Genomic DNA, 24467 nt, shown 5'->3' with positions numbered 1-24467 from the left:
CCCTTACACTACGCCCGCTGCCAGTGTTCTGGCAGATTGCCCTGCCGCCGCTACCCGGCGAGGCGGACGATATTGCGGAAATCGAGCTCGACCTGCGCCATGATCGACTTGTAGCCCTCGCTCGCCATCAGCGCCTCATAGGTGGCGTCTATGGCCGCCATCGACGGATAGCCCACTGCCATCAGGCGCCGACCGGCCGCTGATCCGGTCACCAGCGTGCCGTACCGCAGGATTTGCGCGCCGTTGTCGATGAAAATCGGCAGGAGTTCCCTGATCTCGTCGACCATGGGTGTCGCCGACCCAAGGCGGGTGATCACGCCATATCCCGGCCCCGTCGATGCCTTCACGGGGATGCTCACATCGGACAACCGCACGACATTGCGCAGCTTGATCTGCGACTTTCCGTCCGCCGCCATCGCCCGGAACCCCGCACTGGCCGCAATCGTATCCCATCCCTTCTCAACATCGGCGGCTGTCTTGTAGCTGGCCAAGAAGATGATGTGAGATGTCCAGTCGCCGGTCTGGAGCATCCCGTAGCGCGCCGTGGCGGCCGCGGAGCCACGCAGGTCGTTGGCAATGGTCTCGCAATGGCCGAAGGCTGTGTCGACGTAGTCGGAATCGACGTGAGCAACGGTTGCCGTCATGAAATTGACGTCTGCCATGGTATCCTCCCAAATGAACAAGGCCGCCCGTGATCGGACAGCCCTGCTGGCAGTATACCATATTCCGCGCCTCAAGACGACGTAGCGTCACCCGACGCCCCGCCCCTCGTGGCAGCACATCAGACGGGCTCGATGTCTCCCGCGGCACGTTCTGCGTGGAAGTCAGCCTCCCACGCGGCGAACCGGCCGGCTGCGATCGCGTCCCGCATGCCCTGCATGATTTCCTGATAGTAGTGCAGGTTGTGCCAGGTCAGCAGCATCGAGGAGATGATCTCCTGTGCGCGGAAGACGTGGTGCAGGTAGGCCCGAGAGTAGTTGGCGCAGGCCGGGCAGTTGCAATGCTCGTCGATTGGGCGCGGGTCGTCCTGGTGCCGCGCATTCTTGATGTTCAGAACCCCGCGCCGGGTGAAGACCTGCCCTGTCCGTCCGGAGCGCGATGGCAGCACGCAATCCATCATGTCGACCCCCCGCTTCACCGCGCCGACAATGTCGTCCGGTTTTCCGACCCCCATAAGGTAGCGCGGCTTGTCGGTGGGCAGCATGTCGGGCGCGTAGTCGAGCGTCTCGAACATAGCTTTCTGCCCTTCGCCGACCGCAAGGCCGCCAATGGCGTAGCCATCGAAGCCGATGCCGCGCAAGGCCTCGGCGCTCTCGCCGCGCAGATCCTCTTCCAGCCCCCCTTGCTGAATTCCGAACAGCGCATGTCCCGGCCGATCCCCGAAAGCGTCGCGCGACCGTTGCGCCCACCGCATCGACATCCGCATGCTCTCCGCGATCCGGTCGCGATCAGCAGGCAACGCCGGACATTCGTCGAAACACATCACGATATCGGAGCCCAGCAACCGCTGGATCTCCATCGACCGCTCCGGACTCAGCTCGTGGACCGAGCCGTCGATATGGGATTTGAACCGGACGCCCTGCTCCGTGATCTTCCGCAGCGCGGTCAGGCTCATCACCTGGAACCCGCCGGAATCCGTCAGGATCGGCCGCTCCCAGTTCATGAAGTCATGCAACCCGCCAAGCCGGTCGATCCGCTCCGCCGTGGGGCGCAACATAAGGTGGTAGGTGTTGCCCAGCAGGATATCGGCGCCGGTGGCGCGCACGTTCTCCGGCAACATCGCCTTGACGGTCGCGGCTGTGCCCACCGGCATGAAGGCAGGGGTCCGGATCTCCCCGCGCGGGGTTGAGATGACACCCGTGCGGGCCTTGCCGTCGGTGGCGTTCAGGGAAAACGAGAATGTCTTGTCCACGGCTCTCTCCTCGGGTCGCGCTGATGTAGCGGGCGCCACCGCAATTGCCAAGGTGCCGCGTCAGTCGTCGGCGGAAAGCGACGAGACAACCTTTCCGAGGATTTTGTCGCGCACGGCCTGACGGTCCAGAACGCCCTTCATCCGTCCGAGCGTATCGGTGATGACCAGCATCTCGCCTTCGATCTCCTCGAATGCCTCGAAGGCCTCGAACAGCGTCGCCCGTTCGTTGATCGCGGCGACATACCCCTCTCCAGGGGTCAGGCGCTTGGTTGGATGGACAAGAGCCGTGCCGAATATCGTTCGCTGGCGGATCGACGCCGCGACAGCCTCCTTGGACGTCCCGGTCGGGATCGTCCACAGCGACAATGATTCCTGAAAGAACCCGGCATCATATGAGCCGACATAGCTGTCATCTTCGTCCAGCACGATCACGCCAATGAGCCGCCCGCAGGCCAACGACCCGCGGATCGCCTCGGTCGCGTAAACAACATAGGGATCAATCATGTCACTTTTCCAATCGGGAACCAGGTTAGTGCGGATGACGAAATGCCGCTCGCAGGCCTGGAAATAGGCCGCGAGTTCATCGGGAGACGCCATGGTCAGGTCCTGCGGAAGGTCCTCCGTGAGTTGCTCCGAAAAGACATCGTCCAGCCGGCTCGCCCCGGCCTCCTCCAATTTTACGGCGAAGCCGAACCCGGACACCTCGATCAGTTTGCGGTCGCCAACGAGAAAGATCAGGACCGGCACGAAGATCAGGCTGGCCATCAAGGCATCACCGGCCTCCGGTCGGACATATTTCTGAAACAGCCATGCCAGCAGGACACTTGCCGCGAACACTGTCGCCGGCTGCAGGAGTTCCTGGTATTTATTTGCAATTTCAAACATCTAAGACACCACATGAAGCTATTGAATAGGGGAAGAACAACATTGGGAACTGGTGCACCACCAGCTTGCGTTCCGGCAGGGCGTTTGTCACGGGCATTTGTTTCGGCCGGTGCGCTCGCCGGGGGCGACTTTGAATGCGCCGGGTCGCACTGGACCACCTCTGCCGTATTCCCTATATGAATAATCAACTATCGATCGAGGACACTCCCAGATGACCGTCGAAACCCCCATGGAAGGCGAACCGCTTATCCGCCCGTCCAACTCCGAACACCCGATGCACGATTCGATCGTGGAGGCCTGCCGGTCCGTGTACGACCCGGAAATCCCGGTCAATATCTACGACCTCGGGCTGATCTACACGATCCTGATCAACGATGCCGGAGAAGTGAAGGTTATCATGACGCTGACCGCGCCGGGCTGTCCGGTTGCGGGCGACATGCCCGGATGGGTCGCGGAAGCCATCGAACCCCTGCCCGGGGTCAAGCAAGTGGATGTCGAGCTTACGTGGGAGCCGCCCTGGGGCATGGAGATGATGTCCGACGAGGCGCGGCTCGAACTGGGCTTCATGTAGGCACGTCGCCCCGCCGCAGCACACGATTGCGTTGCGGGGGTTGAGCCATGACCGACGCGCCCCTAGGTTATGGGGCCAGAGCAAAGGTGCATGTGATGTTCTCCATTCCCGGCAAACAGGCCGTGACCCTGACCCCGCGCGCTGCCGCGCAGATCTCGAAGCTGATGGAGCGTGATGGCCATCAGGGGCTTCGCGTTGGCGTCAAGAAGGGCGGCTGCGCGGGCATGGAATACACCATGGACTACGCCGAGGAGATCGACCCGCTCGACGAAGTTGTCGAGCAGGACGGGGCGCGTGTGATGATCGCGCCCATGGCGCAGATGTTCCTTTTCGGCACCGAGATCGACTACGAAATCTCCCTGCTGGAAGCCGGCTTCAAGTTCCGCAATCCGAACGTTTCCGAGGCCTGTGGCTGCGGCGAGTCGATCAAGTTCGACGAGAGCCTGTCGGAGGGCGGTGCCGGTTGATCCGCCGGAAACCGTCCGTCATACCCCTTCCAGACCGTCCGAACACCGCCGCGCGCAGCTTTAGCCGCCTGAGGCGCGTCGCCCATTTGGTGCGGCTGCGGATACGGGATTCGATCAGGTCCCGTTCCGTCAACTCGCCCCGTTCGCGCCAGCATTGGTCGCCTCGCAGGTCATATATCGGATGCACAGCCATCATATTCCTCTTTCATTCGTGAATGTCTTGCCTCAATAAATCACCTGCATTCGCCCTCGGGGAGCCGCCGACATCGCAGGTGTAGTTTCAAAAATGAAATGCCCACTCCCACTCGACGACCTCGCCATGTTCCTATTGGTAGCGGAGACGGGATCGCTCACCGCCGCCGCCAGGCAAAGCGGCATCAGCGTTCCGACGATGGGCCGAAAGATGACCCGGCTGGAGGCGGAGCTAGGCCGCAGGCTTTTCGTGCGGGGGGCGAGCGGCTACAGGCTCACCGCCGACGGGCGGGAGCTTCTGGACAGGGCCGTGCCGCTCAAATCCGCCGCCGCCAGCATCGGTCGCTGGCGGGATGAAGGCAGTTCCGTTGCGCGGGTCCGGATCACGGCCGGCACCTGGACGTCCTGGTTCATCGCCCACAACATCCGCCGCATCTGGTCCGAGGAGTCGATCTGGGCACCGGACTTGCTGACGTCCAGCCTGCAGCTTGATATCGCCCGGCGGCAGGCCGATATCGGCATCCGCAACAAGCGGCCAGAGCAGGAATGGCTGGCCGGGCGGCGCACCTGCCGGATCGAGAATGCCGAATACGGCACCTCCGAGGAGTCGACCGGATATATCGCCCTGCCGCAGGACGGGCGTTTGACCCCGACGGCGCGCTGGGTCCGCGACAACCGCTCGGACCAGATAGTCATGCTGGCAAGCGACACCCGGCTTGCCGTCGATCTAGCCCTTCAGGGGATCGGGCGCATCGTCCTGCCATGTTTCGCCGGCGATGCCGTGCCCGGGCTTCACCGGCTTTCACCACCGATTGAGGAGCTGTCGCACGACGAATGGCTCGTTGCGCACCACGAGGCGCGGCACGATCCGCCGGTTCGCGCCGCGCTGGAGGCGCTGGCACGGCTGCTGAGCGATCACAGCTTACGCCCCGGCCCGGACTGAGAACTCAAGAGGCATCATTTGGCCGCGCCCCGTGCCCCTTGACGCTGGGCGCCGCCCCTGCAATCTGCCGCCAACCCCAAACCCCAATCGGAGGGATGATCCATGGCGCAGAAACTTGCCGCCGGAAACTGGAAGATGAACGGCACCGAGGCCTCCCTGGCCGAGATCGACGCGATGATCGCGGCCTACCCGGACCCGGGCTGCGGCGTGCTGATCTGCCCGCCCGCGACCCTCCTCGACCGCCTGAGCAAGCGTGTCGGCTCCGGCCCCATCGCCACCGGCGCCCAGGATTGTCACGCCAATGCCTCCGGCGCGCATACCGGCGATATCTCTGCCGAGATGATCAAGGATGCCGGCGGCGCCTACGTGATCCTAGGTCACTCCGAACGCCGCACCGATCACGGTGAGACCAACGAACAGGTCAACGCCAAGGCGGTCGCCGCCACCGGCGCGGGCCTCGTCGCCGTGGTCTGCGTCGGCGAAACGCTGGAGCAGCGCGACGCGGGCGAAACCCTCGATCTCGTCGGCGCACAGCTTGCCGGCTCGATCCCCGACGGCATCTCCGGCGAAACGCTCGTCGTCGCCTACGAACCCGTCTGGGCCATCGGAACCGGGCGCATCCCCACCATCGAACAGATCACGGAAGTGCATGATTTCATGCGCGCAAAGCTGACGGAGCGGTTCGGCGCCGAAGTCGGTGGCGCTGTTTCGCTTCTCTACGGCGGTTCGGTTAAGCCTTCGAACGCCGCCGAGATCTTCGCGGTGGAGAACGTCGATGGCGCGCTGGTCGGTGGAGCATCCCTGAAGGCCGCCGATTTCGGCGCCATCATCGACGCGCTCCAGAAATCCTGATAAAAACGCTTTCATGAGCTTGCGCCCCCTTGCCCTGGCCGAGCGTCTTGCGTCCGGCCTGCTTCGCGGGGGGGCGCTTTTCGTTGCGGCCCTCTGCCTGCTGCCGATGATCGCGGTGGCCGTTGCCGCCATGCTCGGCTCCACGGAGACGCTGCGGCACCTCTCCGAAACCGTGCTGTGGACCTATTCGGCCACGACGCTGCAACTGGCGGTCATCGTCGCCGTTGGCACAGCTGCCATCGGCACCGGAGCCGCCTGGCTGGTTACCATGACCCGCTTTCCCGGCGCCCGGATGTTCGAGATCGCGCTGGCTCTGCCGCTGGCCTTCCCTGCCTATGTCATGGGCTATGCCTACACGGATTTCCTCGACCATCCCGGCCCCGTGCAGACGCTCCTGCGCGACCTGACGGGATGGGGGCCTCGCGACTACTGGTTCCCCGAGATCCGCTCCGTCGAGGGGGCCGCGATCATGCTGATCCTCGTGCTTTACCCCTACGTCTACCTTCTCGCCCGAGCCGCCTTTCTTCAGCAGAGCGCCACGGCCTTCCTCGCCGCCCGCGCGCTCGGGCGCGGCCCATGGTCGGCCTTCTTCCGCGTCAGCCTGCCGATGGCACGTCCCGCCATTGCCGGGGGCGTGTTGCTGACGGTGATGGAGACCATCGCCGACTACGGAACCGTCTCCTATTTCGCGGTTCAGACTTTCGCCACCGGCATCTACACAAGCTGGTTCACGATGGCCGATCGGGCCGCGGCGGCGCAGCTTGCGCTCTGCCTGCTCGGCTTCGCGTTGCTGCTGGCGATGCTGGAGCGGATCCAGCGCGGCGCGGCCCGCCATCATGGCGCGGGAAAACGTTTCGAGCGCTTGCCGCCGATGGAACTGCATGGCGCGGCCCGCTGGGGCGCCGTCGTGCTGTGCGGCCTGCCCGTCTTGCTGGGCTTCGCGCTGCCCGTGGTCTTGCTGGTGAGCATGGGGCTCGAGTCGGAGCAGAACCTGCTTTCCCCGCGCTATCTCGGCTTCATGCAGAATTCAGTCATCCTGGCCGGGATCGCCTCCCTGCTCACGGTGCTCGGCGCGATCCTTATCGGCTTCCGGCAAAGGCTCTGGCCGGGCCGGGCGTCGCGCGTTGCGGGCAACGTGGCCCGGATCGGATATGCGGTTCCGGGGGGCGTGATCGCGGTGGGCCTGCTGGTGCCCTTCGCGGCCTTCGACAACGCGCTGGATGCCTGGATGCGGGCCACTTTCAATGTCTCCACCGGGCTTCTCTTCACCGGCTCGATCTGGCTTCTGGTCGCGGCCTACATGATCCGTTTCATGGCGGCGGCGCTGAACAGCTACGACAGCGGGCTGGGCACGATACACAGCAACATCGACGCGGTTTCCCGCACGCTGGGCAAGCACCCGCTTGAGATGCTGCGCCGGATTCACCTGCCGATCCTGCGCCCCTCGGTGCTCACCGCGCTGCTGATCGTCTTCGTCGACGTGATGAAGGAACTGCCCGCGACTTTGATCATGCGCCCCTTCAACTTCGATACGCTGGCGGTGCAGGCGCATCGGCTAGCCTCCGACGAGCGGCTGGAGGGGGCGGCGGTGCCCAGCCTCGTGATCGTCGCCGTGGGTCTGTTGCCGGTTATCCTTGTCTGCCGTCACCTCGGCGCGCAAACCTCCCGCGAATACGGTGCCGCGCCATCGACCACGACATAGAGTCCGGCCCCGCCCAACGAAAACGGGCGGACCAGGATGGCCCGCCCGTCTCAGGACAAATGAAACCGTAGCCGCCGCTCAACGTCGGCGGCGGCGGACGGCAAATCCCAGGGCGCCGACGCCGATCGCCAGAAGCGGCAGCCCCGCCGGCACCGGAACCGGTGCAACGGTCGTGGCCAAAAGGTTGTCGAAGTAGAGCGTCCGATCCAGGCCCGCATCCGTGTTGATGCCCTGCAGGATGACATTGGTGAAATCGGTCGCAGCGCTGGCGCCCGCCGTGAACAGGGACTCGCCATTGATGAGGAAATCCAGACTGTCGGTCCCGATATCGAGGTTTATCGACATGGTGACGAACTCGCCGAAGGCAAAGCCCGATTGCGTGCCGACAGCGTTCCAGCCGCCACCGGACCAGACCTGGAACTGATTGTCGAAAAACTCGAAGATCGGGTAGTCCACGATGCCGTCGCCGGCATCCACCGCCGTCAACCAGAATCCACCGGTCCGGCCGGATACGTTCTCGAACCCGCTGTCGACGAAGAAATCGACCGAGACGGACCCTGCCCCGTCGATATCGTACTTGCGGCCTTGCGTGTTGTAGAAGCTGGAACTGTAGGAAGACGGGCGGCTTGTGCCGCCATCGCTGCTCGAAAGCGTCAGCGCGAGGCGTTCGTCGCCCATGAAGGATTGCGACGTGAAGCCCGAAGGCGCGTAGCGGTCCGTGTACCAGACGCCCGGAGCCTTCGCGGCGGCGATAGGCGGCGGGGTGGAGAAATCCTGTTGGGTGATGGTTGCCGCGTCCGCGGCACCCGCGGCCATTGCCAGCGACAGGGCGAGTGCGAAGCTTCTGACGAACATGTGCGTCTCACTGGAATTATTGAGTGTATGCAAAGGCTAGGCTTCTGCCAGAGCACGCACAAGGCAGGCCGCGTGAACGGAGCTGCTACCTTTGCGTGAGCCAGTCCCCCGCGCAACCTGCTTCGCGGCAATGAAACAACGCCTTTGGGCCGTGTTCTGGGCCCGACTGACGGCGGGCGTTCGCCCAGAACTCTCCTGCCGAATGTCGCTTCGGCGCAACATCATTGCGTCCCGGATGCAGTTGCGCCGGGGGACAGGCGGCGTTTTGCTGAGTCGGAAAGAAACGCGCCTCAGGTTTGGGCGCTAGCTCTCCCCTGCCCTTGAACGAAAAAGGCGGGCACCCGGGGGGCCCGCCTTTGGTGTCCTGTCGCCGGTGCAGCCGGTGGTGTCCGCAGACCCCGGCGCCCGCGCCTTACTTCCAGCCGACCTCGTTGAAGATCTTCTGGGCGGTGTCCAGATTGCCGGCAACTTCGGAGAGGTCGATCTCGTCCGGCTTGAATTCCCCGAGCTTCTGCACCGCGGCCGTGGTCTCGATCCCTTCAACCGCCGGGAACTCGTTGTTGCCGCCGGCGAAATACTCCTGCGCGGAATCGCTGGCGAGGTATTCAAGGAACTTCACCGCGTTTTCCTTGTGCGGCGCATGGGCCGCGATGCCCGCCCCGGAGAGGTTCATGTGCGCGCCGTTGCCGTCCTGATCGGGGAAAATCCAGCCGATCATGTCGATCTGCTCGGACACGCCTTTGACATCTTGTGCCATTGCGCGGGCGAAGTAGTAGGTGTTGCCGACCGCGATTTCGCATTCGCCTGAGACGATGCCGCGAATCTGGTCGGTGTCGCCGCCCTGCGGATCGCGCGCCATGTTTGCCACCACGCCTTCGGCCCATACCTTCGCGGCGTCCTCGCCTTCGTGGGTCACGATGGCGGCCAGCAGGGTCTGGTTGTAGACGTTACCCGACGAGCGGATACAGACCTGCCCCTTGTACTTGGGATCAGCCAGATCGGCATAAGTCATCGGCGGTTCCGCGACCTCGTTCTTGTCGTAGTAGATCACGCGGGACCGTTGCGAGAACCCGAACCACTGGTTGTCGACATCCTGAAGGTAGGCGGGAATGCGGTCTTCCAGAATCTCGGACTCGGCGGCTTGCAGGACACCGGCTTCCTTCGCGCGGTGCAGGCGGGAGGTATCGACGGCGATCAGGATGTCGGCCGGGCTGTTGGGGCCCTCCGCCTTCATTCGCGCGATCAGTTCATCGGCATTGCCTTCGATCCGGTTGATGGTGATGCCCGTGGCGTCTTCGAACTCACCATAGAGTTGCTCGTCGGTGTCGTAGTGGCGGGACGAGTAGATGTTGAGCTCGCCTTCGGCGGTTGCCGTCAGGGCCGAGCCGGTCAACAGAAGGGCTGCGGCGGCAAGGCGGGTGTGAGATGTGGACATGCGCGTCTCCGGTGTCATTTGGTTTCCGAGCGTTTTTATCGGACTAAGAACGCAGGTCAACCGGTTTCCGATTGTTTTTATCAGCTATCGGATAATCGGTGCAATCCGCCGCACCGGCCCGGTTCCCCGCAAGCCCGGCACTCGTGGCACCGACAGGAGAATCCGGCAACCCGCCCGCCTGATCGCCAGGGAGGCCCGCCCCGCCGGGCGAAGCCCCCACCCATTCCGCGCGGGTCACAATCTGCTGCGCCCTGATCGTACAGGGGCACCCGCATGCAGCTCATGTTCGCGCTGGTCTTCGGCTAGAAAAAGAAACACCCCGCCCGGTTTCGCGGGCGGGGTGTGTCGATGGTTCGTCAAGGAGCGACCAGCACCTATTTCGTGACGATCTCCGGTCCCATGAAGGTATTGGGCAGGTAGGTGGAGAGCCACGGTATGTAGGTCACCATGATCAGGAAGACGAAGAGCACGGCCAGGAACGGCAGCGCCGCCCGGACAACCCGCATCATCGGCATGCCCGCAACGCCAGAAGTGACGAAGAGGTTCAGGCCGACCGGAGGGGTGATCATGCCGATCTCCATGTTGACAACCATGATGATGCCGAGGTGGATCGGATCGACGCCTAGCTCGATGGCGATCGGGAACACCAGCGGCGCGACGATGACCAGCAGGCCCGAGGGCTCCATGAACTGGCCGCCGATCAGCAGGATCACGTTGACGATGACGAGGAACATCACCTTTCCGAAGCCCGCATCCAGCATGGCCCCCGCGATTTGCTGCGGCACCTGCTCATCGGTCAGCACGTGCTTCAGGATCAGCGCGTTGGCGATGACGAAAAGCAAGGTGACGGTGAGCTTGCCGGCATCGAAGAGGGTCCTCTTCGTGTCCGGATGGAACCAGACCGTCACCAGCGCATAGGGCTTTTTCAGGAGCGGTGTCTTGACCGCGCTATCGCCATTGGCGAGCGGCCCCATGTCCTTGTAGACGAAGCAGGCGATGAGGAAGGCGTAGACAGCGGCCACGGCCGCAGCCTCGGTCGGGGTGAAGACGCCGCCATAGATGCCGCCAAGGATGATGACGATCAGGAACAGCCCCCACCCGGCATCCCGGCCCGAGGCGAAGATCTCGCCCCAGCCCAGCCAGTCGCCTTTCGGCAGATTGCGCACCTTCGCGATGGCGTAGATCGCAACCATCAGCATGACGCCCGCGAGCAGCCCCGGGATGACACCGGCAAGGAACATGCGGCCGACAGAGACCTCGACAGCCGCCGCGTAGACCACCATCACGATGGACGGCGGGATCAGGATACCGAGCGTACCGGCGTTACAGATCACACCGGCTGCGAAGTCCTTGGAATACCCGACTTCGCGCATGCCGGCGATGACGATGGAACCGATGGCCACAACGGTCGCGGGCGAGGAGCCCGAGAGCGCCGCGAAGAGCATGCAGGCAAAGACACCGGCAATGGCGAGGCCGCCGGGAAAGTGGCCAACGCAGGCGATGGAGAAGCGGATGATCCGCTTGGCCACGCCACCGGTGGTCATGAAGCTGGAGGCCAGGATGAAGAAGGGAATGGCCAGCAGCGTGAAGTGGCCCTCGAAGGCGTTGAACAGGGTCTGGGCGATCGAGGCAAGCGAGCTGTCGGAGAACCACAGCAGGAACAGGACCGAGCTGAGGCCGAGCGAGACGGCAATGGGCACGCCGATCATCAGCAGGCCGATGACCATCGTGAAAAGCAGGACGACTTCCATTAGTTGCGCTCCTCCTGCAGGGCTTCGAGTTCATCTTCGACCTCGTGGGAGGCCACCAGCCGGTCCTTGTGTCCGTGCAGGAGCTGCCAGCCGGCCTGGAGGAAGCGGAACAGCAGAAGGCCCATGGCGAGCGGCAGGACCACATAGGGGATCATCCGCGGGATCTTCTCGTATTCGTCGCCGTCGTTGAATGCGTCTTCCATCCAGCGCAGCCACTCCGGCATCGGCGTGTCGTTGACCTCGTACCAACCCTTGGGCCGGAACTCCTGCTCGAAGCCGAGCGGGAACCAGCGACCCTCGGTGGCCGGAAGGTTGGCGAAATTCGCCCAGTAGTCCCAGGACCCCTTGAAGAGTAGGAAGGCGTAGACGATGCAGCAGGTGACCGAGATCAGGCCCAGCACGTATCGCGTGGACGGGCTCACCGCGTTGATAAGGGCGTCCACCCCGAGGTGGATATGGGTCTTCACAGCATAGGAGGCGCCCAGGAGCACCAGCCAGCCGAACATGAAGACGGTGATCTCCAGCGCCCAGAGGATGTTGGAATTGAACCCGTAGCGGGCAACGACGTTGGCAAAGGTGACGATGGTCATCAAGCCCAGCAGGAGCGCGATGAGCGTCTCTTCCAACTCGTTCACGAAGCGGCCAATTGCGGCCATGGAATGTCCCCCTTCGAAGGTGGCCGGTGTCAGGACCCGGTGTCTTGGGCAGGGGTGGTTCCCCCGTTCAGGCCCGGCCGATTGTCGTGTTCGAAGATATCATCCGGCTTCTGCCGGATGTGTCGGATCGCGTGCGCGATCCGACCGGCCGGGGGGCGGGGCGCGCCTGCGGCGCGCCCCGCCCCCCGGCAACCGCCGGAACAGGAAACTACATCCCTGCGTTGATGGCCTGTGCGGCGTCGATCATGTCCTGACCGACATCGCCGGCGAACTGCTCCCACACCGGCTTCATCGCCTCGACCCAGGCAGCGCGCTGCTCTTCGGAGAGAGTGCGGATCTCGCCGCCTGCATCGATGATCGACTGCTTGGCCGCCGCGTTCACGGCGATCGCCTCGGCGTTGCGGGTGGCGGTAACCTCTTCCATGATGGTCAGGAACTGGTCACGCACGTCGGCATCGAGGCTGTCCAGCCAGTCCACGGAGGTCACGACGAGGTAGTCGAGAATGCCGTGGTTGGTCTCGGTCACGCCGTCCTGCACCTCGAAGAACTTCTTGCCGTAGATGTTGGACCAGGTGTTCTCCTGCCCGTCCACGACGCCCTGCTGCAGCGCACCGTACACTTCGGAGAAGGCCATTTTCTGCGGCGACCCGCCGATGGCTTCCATCTGTGCCACGAGCACGTCCGAGCTTTGCACGCGGAACTTCAGGCCGTTGGCATCCTCCGGCGAGATCAGCGGCTTGTTGGCCGACATCTGCTTCATGCCGTTGTGCCAGAAGGCCAGCCCCTGCAGGCCGCGCTTCTGCATCGAGTCCTTGAGCGCCTGCCCGTTTTCGGAGCCCTGGAAGGCGTCCACGGCATCGACGTTCTTGAACATGAACGGCAGATCGAAGATGCGGTACTGCTTGGTGAACTTCTCGAACTTGGACAGCGACGGGGCGGCAAGCTGCACGTCGCCCTGCAACAGCGCCTCAAGCACCTTGTCGTCATTGTAGAGGGTCGAGTTCGGGAACACCTCCATGCAGGCCTTGCCGTTCATTTCCTCGTTCACGCGCTTTTCGAGCAACGAGGCGGCGATCCCCTTGGGGTGTTTGTCGGAGTTGGTGACGTGGCTGAACTTGATCACCACCTCGCCGTCGTCACAGGCGGCGAGCGCGGAACCGGTGGTCAGGCAAAGGGCGACGGCGGTCGCCGCTGCGGTCACGTATTTCATGCTGATGTCCTCCCAAGACATGTCAATTCTGGCATGCGACCTGCTCCTCGACAGGTCCTTGGAGTAACAAACAGAGTGCGGCGCCGGTCGCCAAGCAAAATCTCCCTGCGCCGCATCAATTCTGAATACCCTATCAATTTCAAATGCATGAATGGAGTTCGGGTCCCGATCCCCGGCCGTGCGCCGCGGCGTTGTGCGAGCGTCCGCACGGTCCGCGAACGGCTTTGTGCGAGATTCCGCACAGTTGTCACACCACCCGGCGGACAAACTGCACGGCTTCCGAAATCTACCCTCTGATGTCCACCAACCGTCGCCACACCGGCGTACCACCACCGAGCCCGCGAGCCGCGACGGCCCAGGCGTGGTCAATCATCGCCGATGCGGTGGGTCACCACGTTGAACCCCTCTTCGTCCCGCGGCGCGACATAGTGGCGGGCAATCCGCCGGAACTGGACCTCTGTGGCGGCAAACGGGTGCTCATCGCGCGCATTGCGCGTCTGTAGCCGGGCGAGGCAGACCTCATCGGGAACGTCGAGCACATGCAGCCTGTGGGCGGCGTTGGTCTGCTGAAGGAGGCGCTGCATCCAGCCTCGGGTCTCGATCGTGTTCGCCGGGAAGTCCAGAACCACCGAAACGCCAGCCGTCAACAGCGTCGCAACGTGCGGCTCCATGATCCGCCTCAGCTTCGCCGCGCAGCGCACGTAGTCCGACAGCGAGGCCATGTCATCGGCAAAGAGGGCCTCCAGCCACTCATCTTCGGAGATCACGATGGCACCGGATCCAAGGGCGAGTTCTGCTGCAAGGGTGGACTTTCCGGAAGCGGGCTTGCCGCACAACAAGTGCAGCATCGGAGATGTGGGGAACATGGGTCAGCCTCTTGTGGCGTGTGGTGTGCAACAGGGGATCGAAGCGCATTCACCCGGCCTGCGACGTCAGGCCGGGATGCTAATTCGAGCCTGCAAGGGCGTGTAAGATGTCCAGCACAAGGTCCGCATGGGGTTTGGATGGCACGTACGCGCGTCGAGGTCCAGATCTGTTGCACATCACACCCGGTCCGGATGCAACTCCAAGAACGGACGGGCGCCCTGTCACCCGCCTGTCGCGGAACGCGATCGGGACACCGTGGAGGTCATCGCCCGGCACCGGTCAGCCATGTCGCGCACCCCTCACACCTTGCGGTAGTCTTCCGCCCTCAGCCCATGCCGGGCCAACTTGTCATAGAATGTCTTGCGGGGAAGCTTCAGAGCCTCTGCCGCCTGAACCGCCCTGCCCTCGGCCTTCTCCAGCGCCGCGATCAGCAAGGTGCGCTCCACCTGGGTCATCTGCTCCGCCAAGCCCAGTTCCTCCGCCGGAGCCGGATCGCTCACCCCCATGGCAAACCGCATCGCCGCATTCATCAGGCTGCGCGCATTTCCCGGCCAGTCCTGCGCCATCAGCCGGGCGATCACCTCCGGCGAAATCTCCGGCTCCGGCAAATTCGCCTGTTCGCAGGCCAGGGCAACGTAGTGCCGGAATAGCGGCGCGATATCCTCCTTGCGCTCGTTCAATGGCGGGATGGCGACCCGCAGCATGTCCAGCCGCATCGCCAGATCGGCCGAGAACCGTCCAGCCTCGACCTCCGCATCGAGATCTCGGTAGGTTCCCGCGATTACCCTCGGTTCAGCGCCGGTATCCAACCGGTCGAGCAGCGCCAGTTGGGTGGCCGGACCGAGCGTCGTGACCTCGTCGAGGAACAGAGTGCCAGAGCCCGCCGCATCGCAGGCGTCTTCCAGCGCCTCGGGAGTCAACGCCGCCGCGGAGCGTTTCACGAAGGGATGTGGCGCGGCAGAGGACACCAGATGCACCACCTCCGCCACCTTGGCCGTGCCCGAGCCCAGCGGGCCGGTCACCAGTACTTCCGCGCCCGAACGCGCCACGAGCCTGACCCGCGCGCGCAACGCCTCCGACTGCGGCGATGTCCCGCGCAACATCCGCGCGGCCGCATCGCCCGAGGCAAGCTCCCGTTTCAGCCGACGGTTCTCCATCACCAGTTCCCGTGCGGCGAGGGCCTTGTGAACAACGGACAGCAAGACTTTGGATTCACATGGCTTTTCCAGAAAATCGAAAGCACCGTTCGACATCGCCTTTACCGCCATCGGCACGTCGCCTTCGCCGGTCAGCAGGATCACAGGCAGATCCTCGTCCACTTTCTGCACCCAGTCGAGAAGCGCGAAGCCATCCTTTCCGGGCATGCGGATATCCGTCACGACCACGCCGCCGAACTCAGGCGACACGTGGTCCTTCGCCTCGATATAGCTACCCGCGGTGACCGGGCGCAGGTCGGCCAGTTCCAGCGTCTGCCCAAGCGCCTCGCGCACGGAGGCATCGTCATCCACCACCAGAACCCTGTCGGTCATGCCGCCACCTCCTGTTCGGCCGGTTCAAGCTCCACCGTGAACACCGCGCCGCCCTCCGCTCTGTTCGCTCCACGGATCACGCCACCGAAGCTCTGCACGATCCCGTAGGAAATCGACAGGCCCAGCCCCATGCCCTCGGACTGGCCGACCTCCTTGGTGCTGTAGAACGGGTCGAAGATGCGGTCGGTGTCGGCGATGCCCGCGCCGGTGTCGGCAACGCTCAGCCGCACGACCCGGCCCCGCTCCAGCCCGATGGTCAGGACGCGGCGGGACCGGCCAGCCATCGCGTCCACCGCGTTGGAGAGGAGGTTCATCACCACCTGCTGGAGCCGCACCTCGCCGCCGCGCACCATCACCGGCGCCTCCGGGACCTGCCAGTCCACCGTCACGCCATCGCGTTTCAACCGCCCCTCCGAAAGCTCCAGCACCGCCACAACCACCGCACGCAGGTCCACCGGGCGCACCGGCTGAACCTCCTGCCGGGCAAAGGCGCGCAGGTTGCGGATGATCCGCCCCATGCGCCGCGCCATCTCGCTGATCCGTCCAAAATTCTCCGCGGCGCGGTCGGGCTTTCCCCGCCCAAGGAAGGCCGCGCCGTTTTCCGCGAAGGACGTGATCGCCATCAGAGGCTGGTTGAGTTCGTGGCTGATCCCGGCCGACATCTGCCCCAGCGCCGACAGCTTGCCAGCCTGGACCAGATCCGCCTGCGCCCGCTTCAGTGCCTCCTCAGCCGCACGGCGCTCGTCGACCTCTCGCCGCAGCGCCAGGTTGGCGGCCGACAGCGCCGCGGTGCGCTCTTCGACCCGCGCCTCCAGCACGACATTCGCCTCCGCCTCCATGGCCAGACGGTCCGCAAGCGCGCGCCGACGATCCGCAAGCACAAGCAGGAATGCACCGGTCACCAGTCCAAGGGCCGCTGCCACAAGTGCCTGCCATCCGGCAAGCGCCATCGCCGGCGCAAGGTCCACCAACGCCTCCCCCGTCATGCCGATAACCGGAAGCGGGCGGGTCAGGTGGATCGCCGTGTAGGGAAGGTATCGACCGGCATCGAGGCGCCAGATCTCCCGGTCCTGTACGTTCAGCACGCGGACGTTCGGAAAGGGCACGAGATCGGTGCCAATGTAGGCGGCGCTGGCATTGCGCGGCGGGATCTCCCGCGCCCGGTACAGCAATTCCGACCGGTTGGACGCAAAGATCACCCCGGCGTCGTCGGAAAAGGCCACCATCGTCTCGTCGCCGCGCCACTCGGCCTCGATGGCACCGATGTCGGCACGGACGATCACGGCGCCTGCCACCGGTCCGGCCTCGGAATAGACCGGCGCGGAAAAGGTGAAGTTGCGGATCCCGGTTTCAGGATCGACGGCATGGGCCGCGCCAAGCGCCCCGTCCTGCACGGCGCGCACGAGGTAGGGTGCCCCTACAACCGAGGTTACAGCCCCCGCAGACCGCGCCAGCACCTGCCCCCCCGGCGCCACGGCGAGGATTTCCAGCGACCCGGTCTTGTCCGCCGTTTCCTGCAAAACGCGCGCCGCAAGGGCGGCATTTCCCTGCCCGTTCAGCAACGCCGTCAGGTCGGGATGGTCGGAAAGCAGAACCGCGAGTTCCCGGAACCGCTGCAACTGGCTGACCAGCCGGTCGGACGCCACGGCGAGGTTCGCCTCTCCGCGTGCGGCCAGCGCGTCGAGGTCCGACGTCAGCGAAAACCACCAGACGCCGCCCGAAAACCCGGCCACGGCAAGCAGGTAGATCAGTGCGACAAAAGGGCGACGGATCACGGGCGGTCCTCCTGAAGGCTCACTCTAGAAGGGCCCGGCCGGGAAGGAAACCCGACGAACGGACACGTCGGGTTGGTGCGATGGCCCGTCTGCCTGCGGGGCTGCCAGCGTCATTGCCACTCGCCACGGCGTGGCCCGGACCTTGCCCTGCCACCACCGCGTCGATGCCGCCCGGCGGGTCCATTCCATCGGTCGCACGCAGCCCGCACGGAGGTCGCCATAGGGGTGTTGGCACGCCTCGGCGTCCTTCCCGCGCGCAGACTGGTTGTGCCGACCCCATGGACCCGCCCGGCCCTGTCGACCTCTCCCGATGTCCACCGCACATGGGGCAGCCGGACCTCCCCGGGCCTTGCCAAACCGCAACTTTCCGGCCACCAGACAGGAATGCACCGCCTAAGCCAATCCCCGACCGATCCGGCCTTCGTGCAGGACCCCTACCCGTTTTATGCCCGCGCTCGCGCGTCGGGCGACCTGGTCTTCTGGGAGGAGTACGGCATGGTCGCGGCCACGACCCACGCGGCCTGCAATGCGATCCTGCGCGATCGCCGCTTCGGCCGCGAGGTGCCCCCGGAAGTCTCGCCCGACATCCCGCCCCACCTGCAACCGTTCTACGACCTCGAGGCGCATTCGATGCTCGAACTGGAGCCGCCCCGGCACACCCGTCTGCGCGGGCTGGTGGTGCGGGCCTTCACAACGGCCCGGATCAATGCACTGGTCCCCGATATCGATGCCATCGCCGCGCAGCTTCTTGCCGGGATTCCGGATGGTCCCTTCGACCTTCTGGATGCGCTGGCACGCCCCCTGCCCGTCACGGTGATCGCCCGCCTGCTTGGGGTGCCGGAAGATCGCACCGATGACCTTCTGTGCTGGTCCAACGCCATGGTCGGCATGTACCAGGCCGGCCGCACCCGGCAGATGGAGGACGAAGCCGTTGCCGCGACACTGGCCTTCCGCCACTGGCTCGAAGGTGTCCTGGCTGACCGTCGGGCCAACCCGCGCGCGGATCTTCTCAGCCACCTCATCGCGGCTGAGGAGGATGACGGCGACCGACTGTCCTCCGACGAGCTTGTCGCCACGATCATCCTGTTGCTGAACGCCGGGCACGAAGCCACGGTGCACACGTTCGGAAACGGGATCAAGACGATCCTTGAACAGGGGCTCGGCACCGTCACGCAGGATGCCGCCCGGCTGCCCACGCTGGTGGAGGAAGTGCTGCGCCACGACCCGCCGCTCCACCTTTTCACTCGCTATGCCTACGAGGATATCGACCTCTTCGGGCACAGCTTCCGGCGTGGCGAACAGGTGGCCTGCCTTCTGGCGTCGGCCAACCGGGACCCGGAGGCGTTCCCCGACCCCGACCGGTTCGATCCCGACCGCCCCGTCACGACCAATGCCAGTTTCGGGGCGGGCCTGCATTTCTGCATCGGGGCGCCGCTGGCCCGGCTGGAGCTGGCCCGCACCCTGCCCGCGCTGTTCGCCGCCTGCCCCGGCCTGCGCCTTGTCGAACCGCCCCGCTACGCGCCGGTCTATCACATCCACGGGCTGGAGCGGCTGCTCGTCACCCGCTGAGCCGCGCGCCGGACGACCCAACAACCACAAATGCCGTTGAATTCCCGAGGGCTGGCCGATTGCAGTTTACCCACCGACCGCCGCACGGATAGGGTGCCGTGAAACCGCCCCCGCAGAGGCGGCAACGGAGGGCATCGAGCGTCCATGAAGGTCATCTACCACATCGGTCTGCATTGCACCGACGAGGACCGCGCCCTGCGCTGCCTTCTCAGGAATGCCGACACGCTCGCCCGGCAGGGCACCGTTGTTTCGCTTCCGGGCCGCTTCCGGCCGGTGCTGCGGCAAGCGATGATCCATTTGCGCGGCGCGGTGGCCGATACCCGGATGCAGGAACAGGTTCTGGACGCAGTCACCGATGTCGATCACCCCGAGCGGTTGATCTTCTCCAACGACAGCTTCCTGTGCGTGCCGCAGCGCGCCATCGACGGCAATGTGCTCTATCCGCTTGCTGGCGAACGGGCGCCGTGGATCCGCAACCTGTTTCCCGATCACCCGGCGGAATTTGCCTTCGCGCTCCGGAACCCGGCCACGCTGATCCCCGCGATGCAGGCCAGGTTTGCCGACAAGGAGAGCTTCGGAGAATTTCTGGCCAGGATCGAGCCGGAGGAGATCTCCTGGATCGACATGATCGAGCGGTTCCGCGCGGCGGTACCCGATTGCCCGGTGACGATCTGGGCGAACGAGGACACGCCGTTGATCTGGACCGACGTGCTCGAAACGCTGGCCGCCCCCGCGCCGGGCACCGATCTGGAGGGCAGCACCGACTTTTTGGCGACCCTCATGTCCGCCGAGGGCGTGACGCGGATGGAACGTTACCTCGAAGCCCACCCGCCTCGAACGCGGGAGCATCGCCATCGGGTGATCTCCGCGTTTCTCGACAAGTTCGCCCGGGAAGATGCGGTGGAGGTCGAATACGATCTGCCCGGATGGGACGCCGCGCGGGTCACCGCGCTGACCGACCGCTACGAAGCCGAGCTCTCCGTCATCGCCGAAATGCCGGGAATAACCTTCCTGCAACCGTGATCCCGGCTGTCAGTGCCGCCCGCCGGGGCACGCAACCGCGCTTCTGCGTCAAAACAGGAAATCGTCCGCCGACAGTTCCCGCGGGAGGACGCCCTCGATGACGATTTCTTCGTCTTTCCAGTGCACGACAGTGTGGAACCCGAGCCGCTCGAAAGAGAGATCCCGGAAATCGGCGCCATTGACCTGTACCTTGTCCCTGCCCTGTTCGAAATCCTTCACCCAGTCCCGCCCGGCGTGCCGCTGAAAGACGAACACATCGCCTCCCGCGCCTCCAAAAAGCCGGTCATTTCCGCCGCCGCCGCGAAGCGTGTCCCGGCCGTCGCCGCCAAGCATCCGGTCCCGACCGCCGCCGCCATTGAGCAGGTCCTGGCCTGCTCCGGCGAGTATCGTGTCGGCACCGGCGCCGCCCTTGAGCAGATCACTGCCGCGCCCGCCGTCCAGCAGGTCAGGGCCGCGCCCGCCCGACAGGGAGTCCTTGCCGCCACCGGTAAGCACCACGTCGCCCCCATTTCCGCCGATGACCGTGTCGGCGCCGCCGTAGGTATAGATCTCGTCATTGCCGGACCCGCCTAGAACCTTGGAGCGGCCATTCCCGTCATAGAAGACATCCGCCCCCTTGCCGAGCTGGATCCGGTCGACGCCGCCACCAAATTTCTCGTCGTCGTTGACAACGAGGTCATCGTAGCCGGAGCCGACGACCTTCCGCATTCGTTCGCCGATGACCGCTGTCATCCCTTCGCCGCTGGCCACGAGGGCCCGGAACGTGCGGCCGAAATCGGCGAAAACCGAATTTTCCTCGTGCTGCGACACGGAGAGTTCCTTCAGGAGCAGTCGCGCGCTGTCGGACACTCCGAGATCCTTGAGCCCGTCGTCCAGCGCGTCGCCGGGCAGGGATTCGATTTTTGCCTTGCGCCAAGCCTTTTCATGGTCGCGGTAGCTGGCTTCTCCACCTTCCAGCTCGGCTCTCAGATCCCGTGTCGGAGAGCCGAAGACGAAGTCCAACGCCTTGCCGAGATAGTCTTGCAGGAGGTTTTCCTTTCGCTCCAACCGGTCCTGCATCTCGTCGTAGCCGCGTCCGACGCCATACCTTCCCAGATCGTCGAGGTAGTTCAGCAATGCCCCCGCGAGAGCCGTGCCAAGTGCCTCTCCGGATCGTCCGTTGCTGGGCAGCTGGAGCTTGGGCAATTCCGCCGACCACGAAGGATCCCCTGCCGCGAACTTGTCGGACAACGCATCGAAATCGATCTTGTCTCGCAAATCGTCGCCCGGGTCCGTGCCGGGATCTGTTCCCGGGCCCGTGCCGGGATTGCCCGGATCGCCGGGACTGCCAATGACGAACGCGTCACCGGGGACACCGGTGGCCGCCAGTGCCCTCAGATCCATGTCGCCCACGGCATACTTGGTCTGGAACGACGCTCCAACCCTCACTACGGCGGTTGCAAACTCGTCGAAATCGGCCGGTCTCTCCAGATGATAGCGCTTCACCAATCGCTCGTAATACCCGGTTCCGTTCGGATAGCTCGCCACATAGGTGACGCCGTAGGGATTTCCCGAAAGCGTCACGCCCGCGATCGTCTGCGTACCGCCATAGGCATCGAACGGCGGGTTCACGGCCGGCGTCGGGGTCACGTTGTAGTCGAACTCGAGGTAAACCGTGTAAGCACCGGCTTCTGCAGGGGAAATGTAGATTGTCACAATGGTCGTCCGAGTCAGTTGTCAAAACATCGGGTCCGGACAAACCGGCCCCTTGCATCCCGGCGGCGGGCCGGTCCATCCGCAAACAGAATAGACCGGCGCCCGCACGCCGCAGTTTGCCAGACGTCATAATAGACCGGGTGGCGCCGGATCCGAGGGATTCCCCCTGGCGTCGAGCTTCATGACCCAACGTCACGTTGCGAAACTGCAACAATGTAGGGGCACGCGGATCGCCCCGGTCGCACGGACCTGACCGACGGTCCGCGGGCCGCATGAAGCACGTGGCGGGCTATCCCCAGAATACCTCGAACAGCAGTTTGAAGGAGACGGCCGCTAGCGCGACCTCGATCAGGATGAAGAACACGCGGTCCGACAACATCCGCGCAATCACCGCCCCGCTTCCGGCGCCAAGCAAAGCCAACGGAGCAAGCCAGATCGCCTGCAGGAACGAGTCCATAGTGATCTGGCCCGCGAGGATGAAGGGCGGCACCTTCATCGCGTTCACCACCGTGAAAAAGATCGTCGTGGTCCCGAGGTAGACCATCTTGTCGAGTTTCTGCGGCAGGACATAGGCTTGGAACGGCGGGCCTCCGGCGTGGCTGATATAGCTCGCAAGCCCGGCCAACGCGCCCCAGATCAGCCCGCGCGGCACATCCGCATCCCGTGGCGGCACCTCCCGCGCCCGCAGGCGGTTGCGCAGGGCATTGAAGAGGTAGGACAGGCCGATCGCCGCCACCAGCAGTTTGGCGAAATCGGGCGGGACATAGGCGACGGCCATGTAGCCGGTGAAAATACCGACAACGGCGCCCGGCAACATGATCTTCAGGATCCGGAGCGAAAAGGCCTTTCGGAACAGGTAGATCGCATGGAGGTCGGCGATATTGTAGATCGGCAGCAGCAGCCCGGCCGCCAGCGCCGGCTCCATGTAGAGCGACATGATCGGCACCGAGAGCATGGCGATCATCGGCACTCCACCTTTGGATAACCCCATGAGAAAGGCGGCCAGCCCGGCCACGATCCAGAAATCCATAGGCGTTCCCTTGTCTGTTGCACCGTATGCCCATGCCGCCCAATTAGAGGGCATTGGCAGCCACCGGTGTCCCGATCCCGCGGGGCGATTGGCAATCGGCCGCCCGTTCGTGGTCATCGCCGGGAATCCGCCAGATGGCAATGCGGCCCCGCGGCAGGTGAGGCATTTCTGCCGCATTGCCCCTCTGCGACGACGGGCGCAGACCCGCACCCAACCACGCGCCCCCTGCGCAGGTTCGGCGGGCCTGTCGCCCGGATTGCCGCTCGGTGATACTCCCCACGGATCAGGATCGGTCGCAGACCGTTGGCGCACCTTTCCGTCGATCCTGTCGCCCGCGACCGATTCCCGGCGAGACACCCGGAGAACCGCCCTGCTTTTAGGCAAGTGCCCAAATTTGCGCACACAAAGCCGCCTTTTTGACGCGTCCGGTGCATCGCTGACAGGGCCAACTGGTTCAGAAAACGATTTCCTCTTCATAACGTGCGGGCAAAACTCGCAACGGGGAACATTTCCATGAACCACATGACGACGGCGGTCTCCGCCCTGCTCGCACTCGCCGCCACAACGGCCGGCGCCGAAAACGTGAAAGCGACCTACGGCACCAACTGGCTTGCCCAGGCCGAGCACGGCGGCTTCTACCAGTCTGTCGCCGATGGCACCTACGCCGAATGCGGTCTCGACGTGGAGATCCTTCCGGGCGGGCCGCAGGTGAACAATCGCGCACTGATGATGGCCGGCAAGATCGATTTCCACATGGGCGGCGACATGCTGCAAGCCTTCAACGCAGTCAAGGAAGGCATCCCGGTCGTCTCCGTCGCCGCGATCTTCCAGAAGCATCCGCAGGTGATCATCGCCCACCCCGGAGAGGCCGACAGCTGGGAGGACCTGAAGGACCTGACGCTGCTCATCGGCGACAATGGTTTCGCCAGCTACTACCAGTGGATGATTGCCGAATACGGCTTTACCGTGGAGCAGCGCAAACCCTACACATTCAACCCCGCGCCCTTCCTCGCCGACAAGACGGTCGGCATGCAGGGTTACCTGAGCTCCGAGCCCTACGTCATTGAAAAAGAAGGCGGGTTCACTCCCAATGTCTTCCTGATCGCCGATGCGGGATACTCCACCTACGCCACCACGATCGAAACCATGAAGAACACGATCGAGACCAAACCGGAGGTGGTGAGCTGTTTTGTCGATGGTTCGATCAAGGGGTGGTACAACTACCTGTACGGCGACAATGCCGCCGCCAACGACATGATCAAGGCCGATAACCCGGACATGACCGACGAGAAGATCGCCTTCGCCATCGAGAAGATGAAGGCCAACGGCATCGCGGATTCCGGCGACGCGGAGACGCTCGGCATCGGCGCGATCACCGAGGAGAAGGTCGGTGACTTCTATGCCAAGATGGTCGCCGCCGGCGTGATCGAGGACGGGCTGGACTGGAAAGCCGCCCTGGACACTTCCTTTGCCAACAAGGGCGTCGGGCTGGACCTGAAGAAATAGCCCCTGACATGACCACGCGGCGGGACGGCCATGTGTCTCGCC

21 protein-coding genes are annotated in these 24467 nt (G+C 64.4%); 8 read left to right on the top strand and 13 right to left on the bottom strand.

Translation table 11 applies throughout. The features are described from left to right. Window positions 1–50: 50 nt before the first annotated feature. The 3 genes from CLV78_RS02385 to CLV78_RS02375 form a co-directional block, all read right to left on the bottom strand. Window positions 51–662, bottom strand: a complete 612-nt coding sequence (locus CLV78_RS02385) for a DUF6854 domain-containing protein (protein ID WP_106203158.1) — start codon at window positions 660–662, stop codon at window positions 51–53. Window positions 663–781: 119 nt separating this feature from the next. Then, the gene (tgt, locus tag CLV78_RS02380; protein WP_106203157.1) at window positions 782–1912 is read right to left on the bottom strand and encodes a tRNA guanosine(34) transglycosylase Tgt; all 1131 of its coding nucleotides are present in this window, start codon (window positions 1910–1912) and stop codon (window positions 782–784) included. Between the two features lie 60 nt (window positions 1913–1972). After that, entirely contained in the window at window positions 1973–2797 is an 825-nt protein-coding gene (locus CLV78_RS02375; protein WP_146136621.1) for a hypothetical protein, read from the bottom strand. A 211-nt stretch (window positions 2798–3008) separates the two neighbouring features. Between CLV78_RS02375 and CLV78_RS02370 the strand changes: the two genes are divergently transcribed. The 5 genes from CLV78_RS02370 (at window position 3009) to CLV78_RS02350 (ending at window position 7524) form a co-directional block, all read left to right on the top strand. After that, window positions 3009–3368 carry an SUF system Fe-S cluster assembly protein gene (locus CLV78_RS02370; protein ID WP_106203155.1) on the top strand — a complete coding sequence of 120 codons (360 nt, stop codon included), beginning with the start codon at window positions 3009–3011 and terminating at the stop codon, window positions 3366–3368. Between the two features lie 95 nt (window positions 3369–3463). Then, a complete protein-coding gene (locus CLV78_RS02365; protein ID WP_106203154.1) occupies window positions 3464–3835 on the top strand; it encodes a HesB/IscA family protein in 372 nt (123 codons plus the stop codon). Window positions 3836–4121: 286 nt separating this feature from the next. Next, window positions 4122–4970, top strand: coding sequence for a LysR family transcriptional regulator (locus tag CLV78_RS02360; RefSeq protein ID WP_106203153.1), 849 nt, complete (start codon window positions 4122–4124; stop codon window positions 4968–4970). Window positions 4971–5072: 102 nt separating this feature from the next. Next, the gene (gene tpiA, locus CLV78_RS02355; protein ID WP_106203152.1) at window positions 5073–5822 is read left to right on the top strand and encodes a triose-phosphate isomerase; all 750 of its coding nucleotides are present in this window, start codon (window positions 5073–5075) and stop codon (window positions 5820–5822) included. A 13-nt stretch (window positions 5823–5835) separates the two neighbouring features. Beyond that, window positions 5836–7524: an ABC transporter permease gene (locus CLV78_RS02350; protein WP_106203151.1), complete on the top strand. Its 1689-nt coding sequence runs from the start codon at window positions 5836–5838 to the stop codon at window positions 7522–7524. Window positions 7525–7602: 78 nt separating this feature from the next. On the opposite strand, the gene CLV78_RS02345 is transcribed toward CLV78_RS02350, so the two are convergent. From CLV78_RS02345 to CLV78_RS02310, 8 genes are all read right to left on the bottom strand, one after another. Then, a complete protein-coding gene (locus tag CLV78_RS02345; RefSeq protein ID WP_106203150.1) occupies window positions 7603–8379 on the bottom strand; it encodes a VPLPA-CTERM sorting domain-containing protein in 777 nt (258 codons plus the stop codon). A gap of 412 nt (window positions 8380–8791) precedes the next feature. Continuing rightward, entirely contained in the window at window positions 8792–9814 is a 1023-nt protein-coding gene (locus CLV78_RS02340) for a Fe(3+) ABC transporter substrate-binding protein (RefSeq protein ID WP_106203729.1), read from the bottom strand. A gap of 374 nt (window positions 9815–10188) precedes the next feature. Continuing rightward, complete coding sequence (locus CLV78_RS02335) at window positions 10189–11565, bottom strand: TRAP transporter large permease (RefSeq protein ID WP_106203149.1); 1377 nt, start codon at window positions 11563–11565, stop codon at window positions 10189–10191. Continuing rightward, the gene (locus CLV78_RS02330) at window positions 11565–12221 is read right to left on the bottom strand and encodes a TRAP transporter small permease (protein ID WP_106203148.1); all 657 of its coding nucleotides are present in this window, start codon (window positions 12219–12221) and stop codon (window positions 11565–11567) included. Before CLV78_RS02330 ends, CLV78_RS02335 begins: the two co-directional genes overlap by 1 nt. A gap of 208 nt (window positions 12222–12429) precedes the next feature. Beyond that, window positions 12430–13431 (bottom strand): DctP family TRAP transporter solute-binding subunit, encoded by a 1002-nt coding sequence (locus CLV78_RS02325; protein ID WP_106203728.1) that lies wholly within the window; start codon window positions 13429–13431, stop codon window positions 12430–12432. A 365-nt stretch (window positions 13432–13796) separates the two neighbouring features. Continuing rightward, window positions 13797–14297 (bottom strand): P-loop nucleotide/nucleoside kinase family protein, encoded by a 501-nt coding sequence (locus tag CLV78_RS02320; RefSeq protein WP_106203147.1) that lies wholly within the window; start codon window positions 14295–14297, stop codon window positions 13797–13799. Between the two features lie 300 nt (window positions 14298–14597). Next, entirely contained in the window at window positions 14598–15827 is a 1230-nt protein-coding gene (locus tag CLV78_RS02315; RefSeq protein WP_106203146.1) for a sigma-54-dependent transcriptional regulator, read from the bottom strand. Continuing rightward, window positions 15824–17602, bottom strand: a complete 1779-nt coding sequence (locus tag CLV78_RS02310; protein ID WP_245924807.1) for a sensor histidine kinase — start codon at window positions 17600–17602, stop codon at window positions 15824–15826. The genes CLV78_RS02315 and CLV78_RS02310 overlap by 4 nt, the downstream gene beginning before the upstream one ends. 384 nt (window positions 17603–17986) lie before the next feature. Between CLV78_RS02310 and CLV78_RS02305 the strand changes: the two genes are divergently transcribed. Further along, a complete protein-coding gene (locus tag CLV78_RS02305; RefSeq protein WP_106203145.1) occupies window positions 17987–19171 on the top strand; it encodes a cytochrome P450 in 1185 nt (394 codons plus the stop codon). A 144-nt stretch (window positions 19172–19315) separates the two neighbouring features. Further along, window positions 19316–20194, top strand: a complete 879-nt coding sequence (locus CLV78_RS02300) for a hypothetical protein (RefSeq protein WP_106203144.1) — start codon at window positions 19316–19318, stop codon at window positions 20192–20194. A 48-nt stretch (window positions 20195–20242) separates the two neighbouring features. Here the strand turns inward: CLV78_RS02300 and CLV78_RS02295 are convergent, their stop codons facing one another. Both CLV78_RS02295 and CLV78_RS02290 read right to left on the bottom strand, forming a co-directional pair. After that, window positions 20243–21889 (bottom strand): calcium-binding protein, encoded by a 1647-nt coding sequence (locus CLV78_RS02295; RefSeq protein WP_106203143.1) that lies wholly within the window; start codon window positions 21887–21889, stop codon window positions 20243–20245. Window positions 21890–22178: 289 nt separating this feature from the next. Beyond that, entirely contained in the window at window positions 22179–22919 is a 741-nt protein-coding gene (locus CLV78_RS02290) for a sulfite exporter TauE/SafE family protein (protein WP_106203142.1), read from the bottom strand. A gap of 513 nt (window positions 22920–23432) precedes the next feature. Between CLV78_RS02290 and CLV78_RS02285 the strand changes: the two genes are divergently transcribed. Further along, the gene (locus tag CLV78_RS02285; protein ID WP_342751782.1) at window positions 23433–24425 is read left to right on the top strand and encodes an ABC transporter substrate-binding protein; all 993 of its coding nucleotides are present in this window, start codon (window positions 23433–23435) and stop codon (window positions 24423–24425) included. The last annotated feature ends 42 nt before the right edge of the window (window positions 24426–24467 follow it).

The sequence above is a fragment of the Aliiruegeria haliotis genome (genome assembly GCF_003003255.1).
GTDB classification, from domain to species: Bacteria; Pseudomonadota; Alphaproteobacteria; order Rhodobacterales; family Rhodobacteraceae; genus Tropicimonas; species Tropicimonas haliotis.
The sequence above is the reverse complement of the archived record's forward strand: the minus strand, read 5'-3'. Positions and strand labels throughout refer to the sequence as shown.

Bases quoted from the DNA above. Each gene is read 5' to 3' on its own strand.
- CLV78_RS02385 (WP_106203158.1), bottom strand. From the start codon at position 662: ATGGCAGACGTCAATTTCATGACGGCAACCGTTGCTCACGTCGATTCC.
- CLV78_RS02375 (WP_146136621.1), bottom strand. From the start codon at position 2,797: ATGTTTGAAATTGCAAATAAATACCAGGAACTCCTGCAGCCGGCGACA.
- CLV78_RS02370 (WP_106203155.1), top strand. From the start codon at position 3,009: ATGACCGTCGAAACCCCCATGGAAGGCGAACCGCTTATCCGCCCGTCC.
- CLV78_RS02365 (WP_106203154.1), top strand. From the start codon at position 3,464: ATGTTCTCCATTCCCGGCAAACAGGCCGTGACCCTGACCCCGCGCGCT.
- CLV78_RS02360 (WP_106203153.1), top strand. From the start codon at position 4,122: ATGAAATGCCCACTCCCACTCGACGACCTCGCCATGTTCCTATTGGTA.
- tpiA (WP_106203152.1), top strand. From the start codon at position 5,073: ATGGCGCAGAAACTTGCCGCCGGAAACTGGAAGATGAACGGCACCGAG.
- CLV78_RS02350 (WP_106203151.1), top strand. From the start codon at position 5,836: ATGAGCTTGCGCCCCCTTGCCCTGGCCGAGCGTCTTGCGTCCGGCCTG.
- CLV78_RS02345 (WP_106203150.1), bottom strand. From the start codon at position 8,379: ATGTTCGTCAGAAGCTTCGCACTCGCCCTGTCGCTGGCAATGGCCGCG.
- CLV78_RS02340 (WP_106203729.1), bottom strand. From the start codon at position 9,814: ATGTCCACATCTCACACCCGCCTTGCCGCCGCAGCCCTTCTGTTGACC.
- CLV78_RS02335 (WP_106203149.1), bottom strand. From the start codon at position 11,565: ATGGAAGTCGTCCTGCTTTTCACGATGGTCATCGGCCTGCTGATGATC.
- CLV78_RS02330 (WP_106203148.1), bottom strand. From the start codon at position 12,221: ATGGCCGCAATTGGCCGCTTCGTGAACGAGTTGGAAGAGACGCTCATC.
- CLV78_RS02325 (WP_106203728.1), bottom strand. From the start codon at position 13,431: ATGAAATACGTGACCGCAGCGGCGACCGCCGTCGCCCTTTGCCTGACC.
- CLV78_RS02320 (WP_106203147.1), bottom strand. From the start codon at position 14,297: ATGTTCCCCACATCTCCGATGCTGCACTTGTTGTGCGGCAAGCCCGCT.
- CLV78_RS02315 (WP_106203146.1), bottom strand. From the start codon at position 15,827: ATGACCGACAGGGTTCTGGTGGTGGATGACGATGCCTCCGTGCGCGAG.
- CLV78_RS02305 (WP_106203145.1), top strand. From the start codon at position 17,987: ATGCACCGCCTAAGCCAATCCCCGACCGATCCGGCCTTCGTGCAGGAC.
- CLV78_RS02300 (WP_106203144.1), top strand. From the start codon at position 19,316: ATGAAGGTCATCTACCACATCGGTCTGCATTGCACCGACGAGGACCGC.
- CLV78_RS02290 (WP_106203142.1), bottom strand. From the start codon at position 22,919: ATGGATTTCTGGATCGTGGCCGGGCTGGCCGCCTTTCTCATGGGGTTA.
- CLV78_RS02285 (WP_342751782.1), top strand. From the start codon at position 23,433: ATGAACCACATGACGACGGCGGTCTCCGCCCTGCTCGCACTCGCCGCC.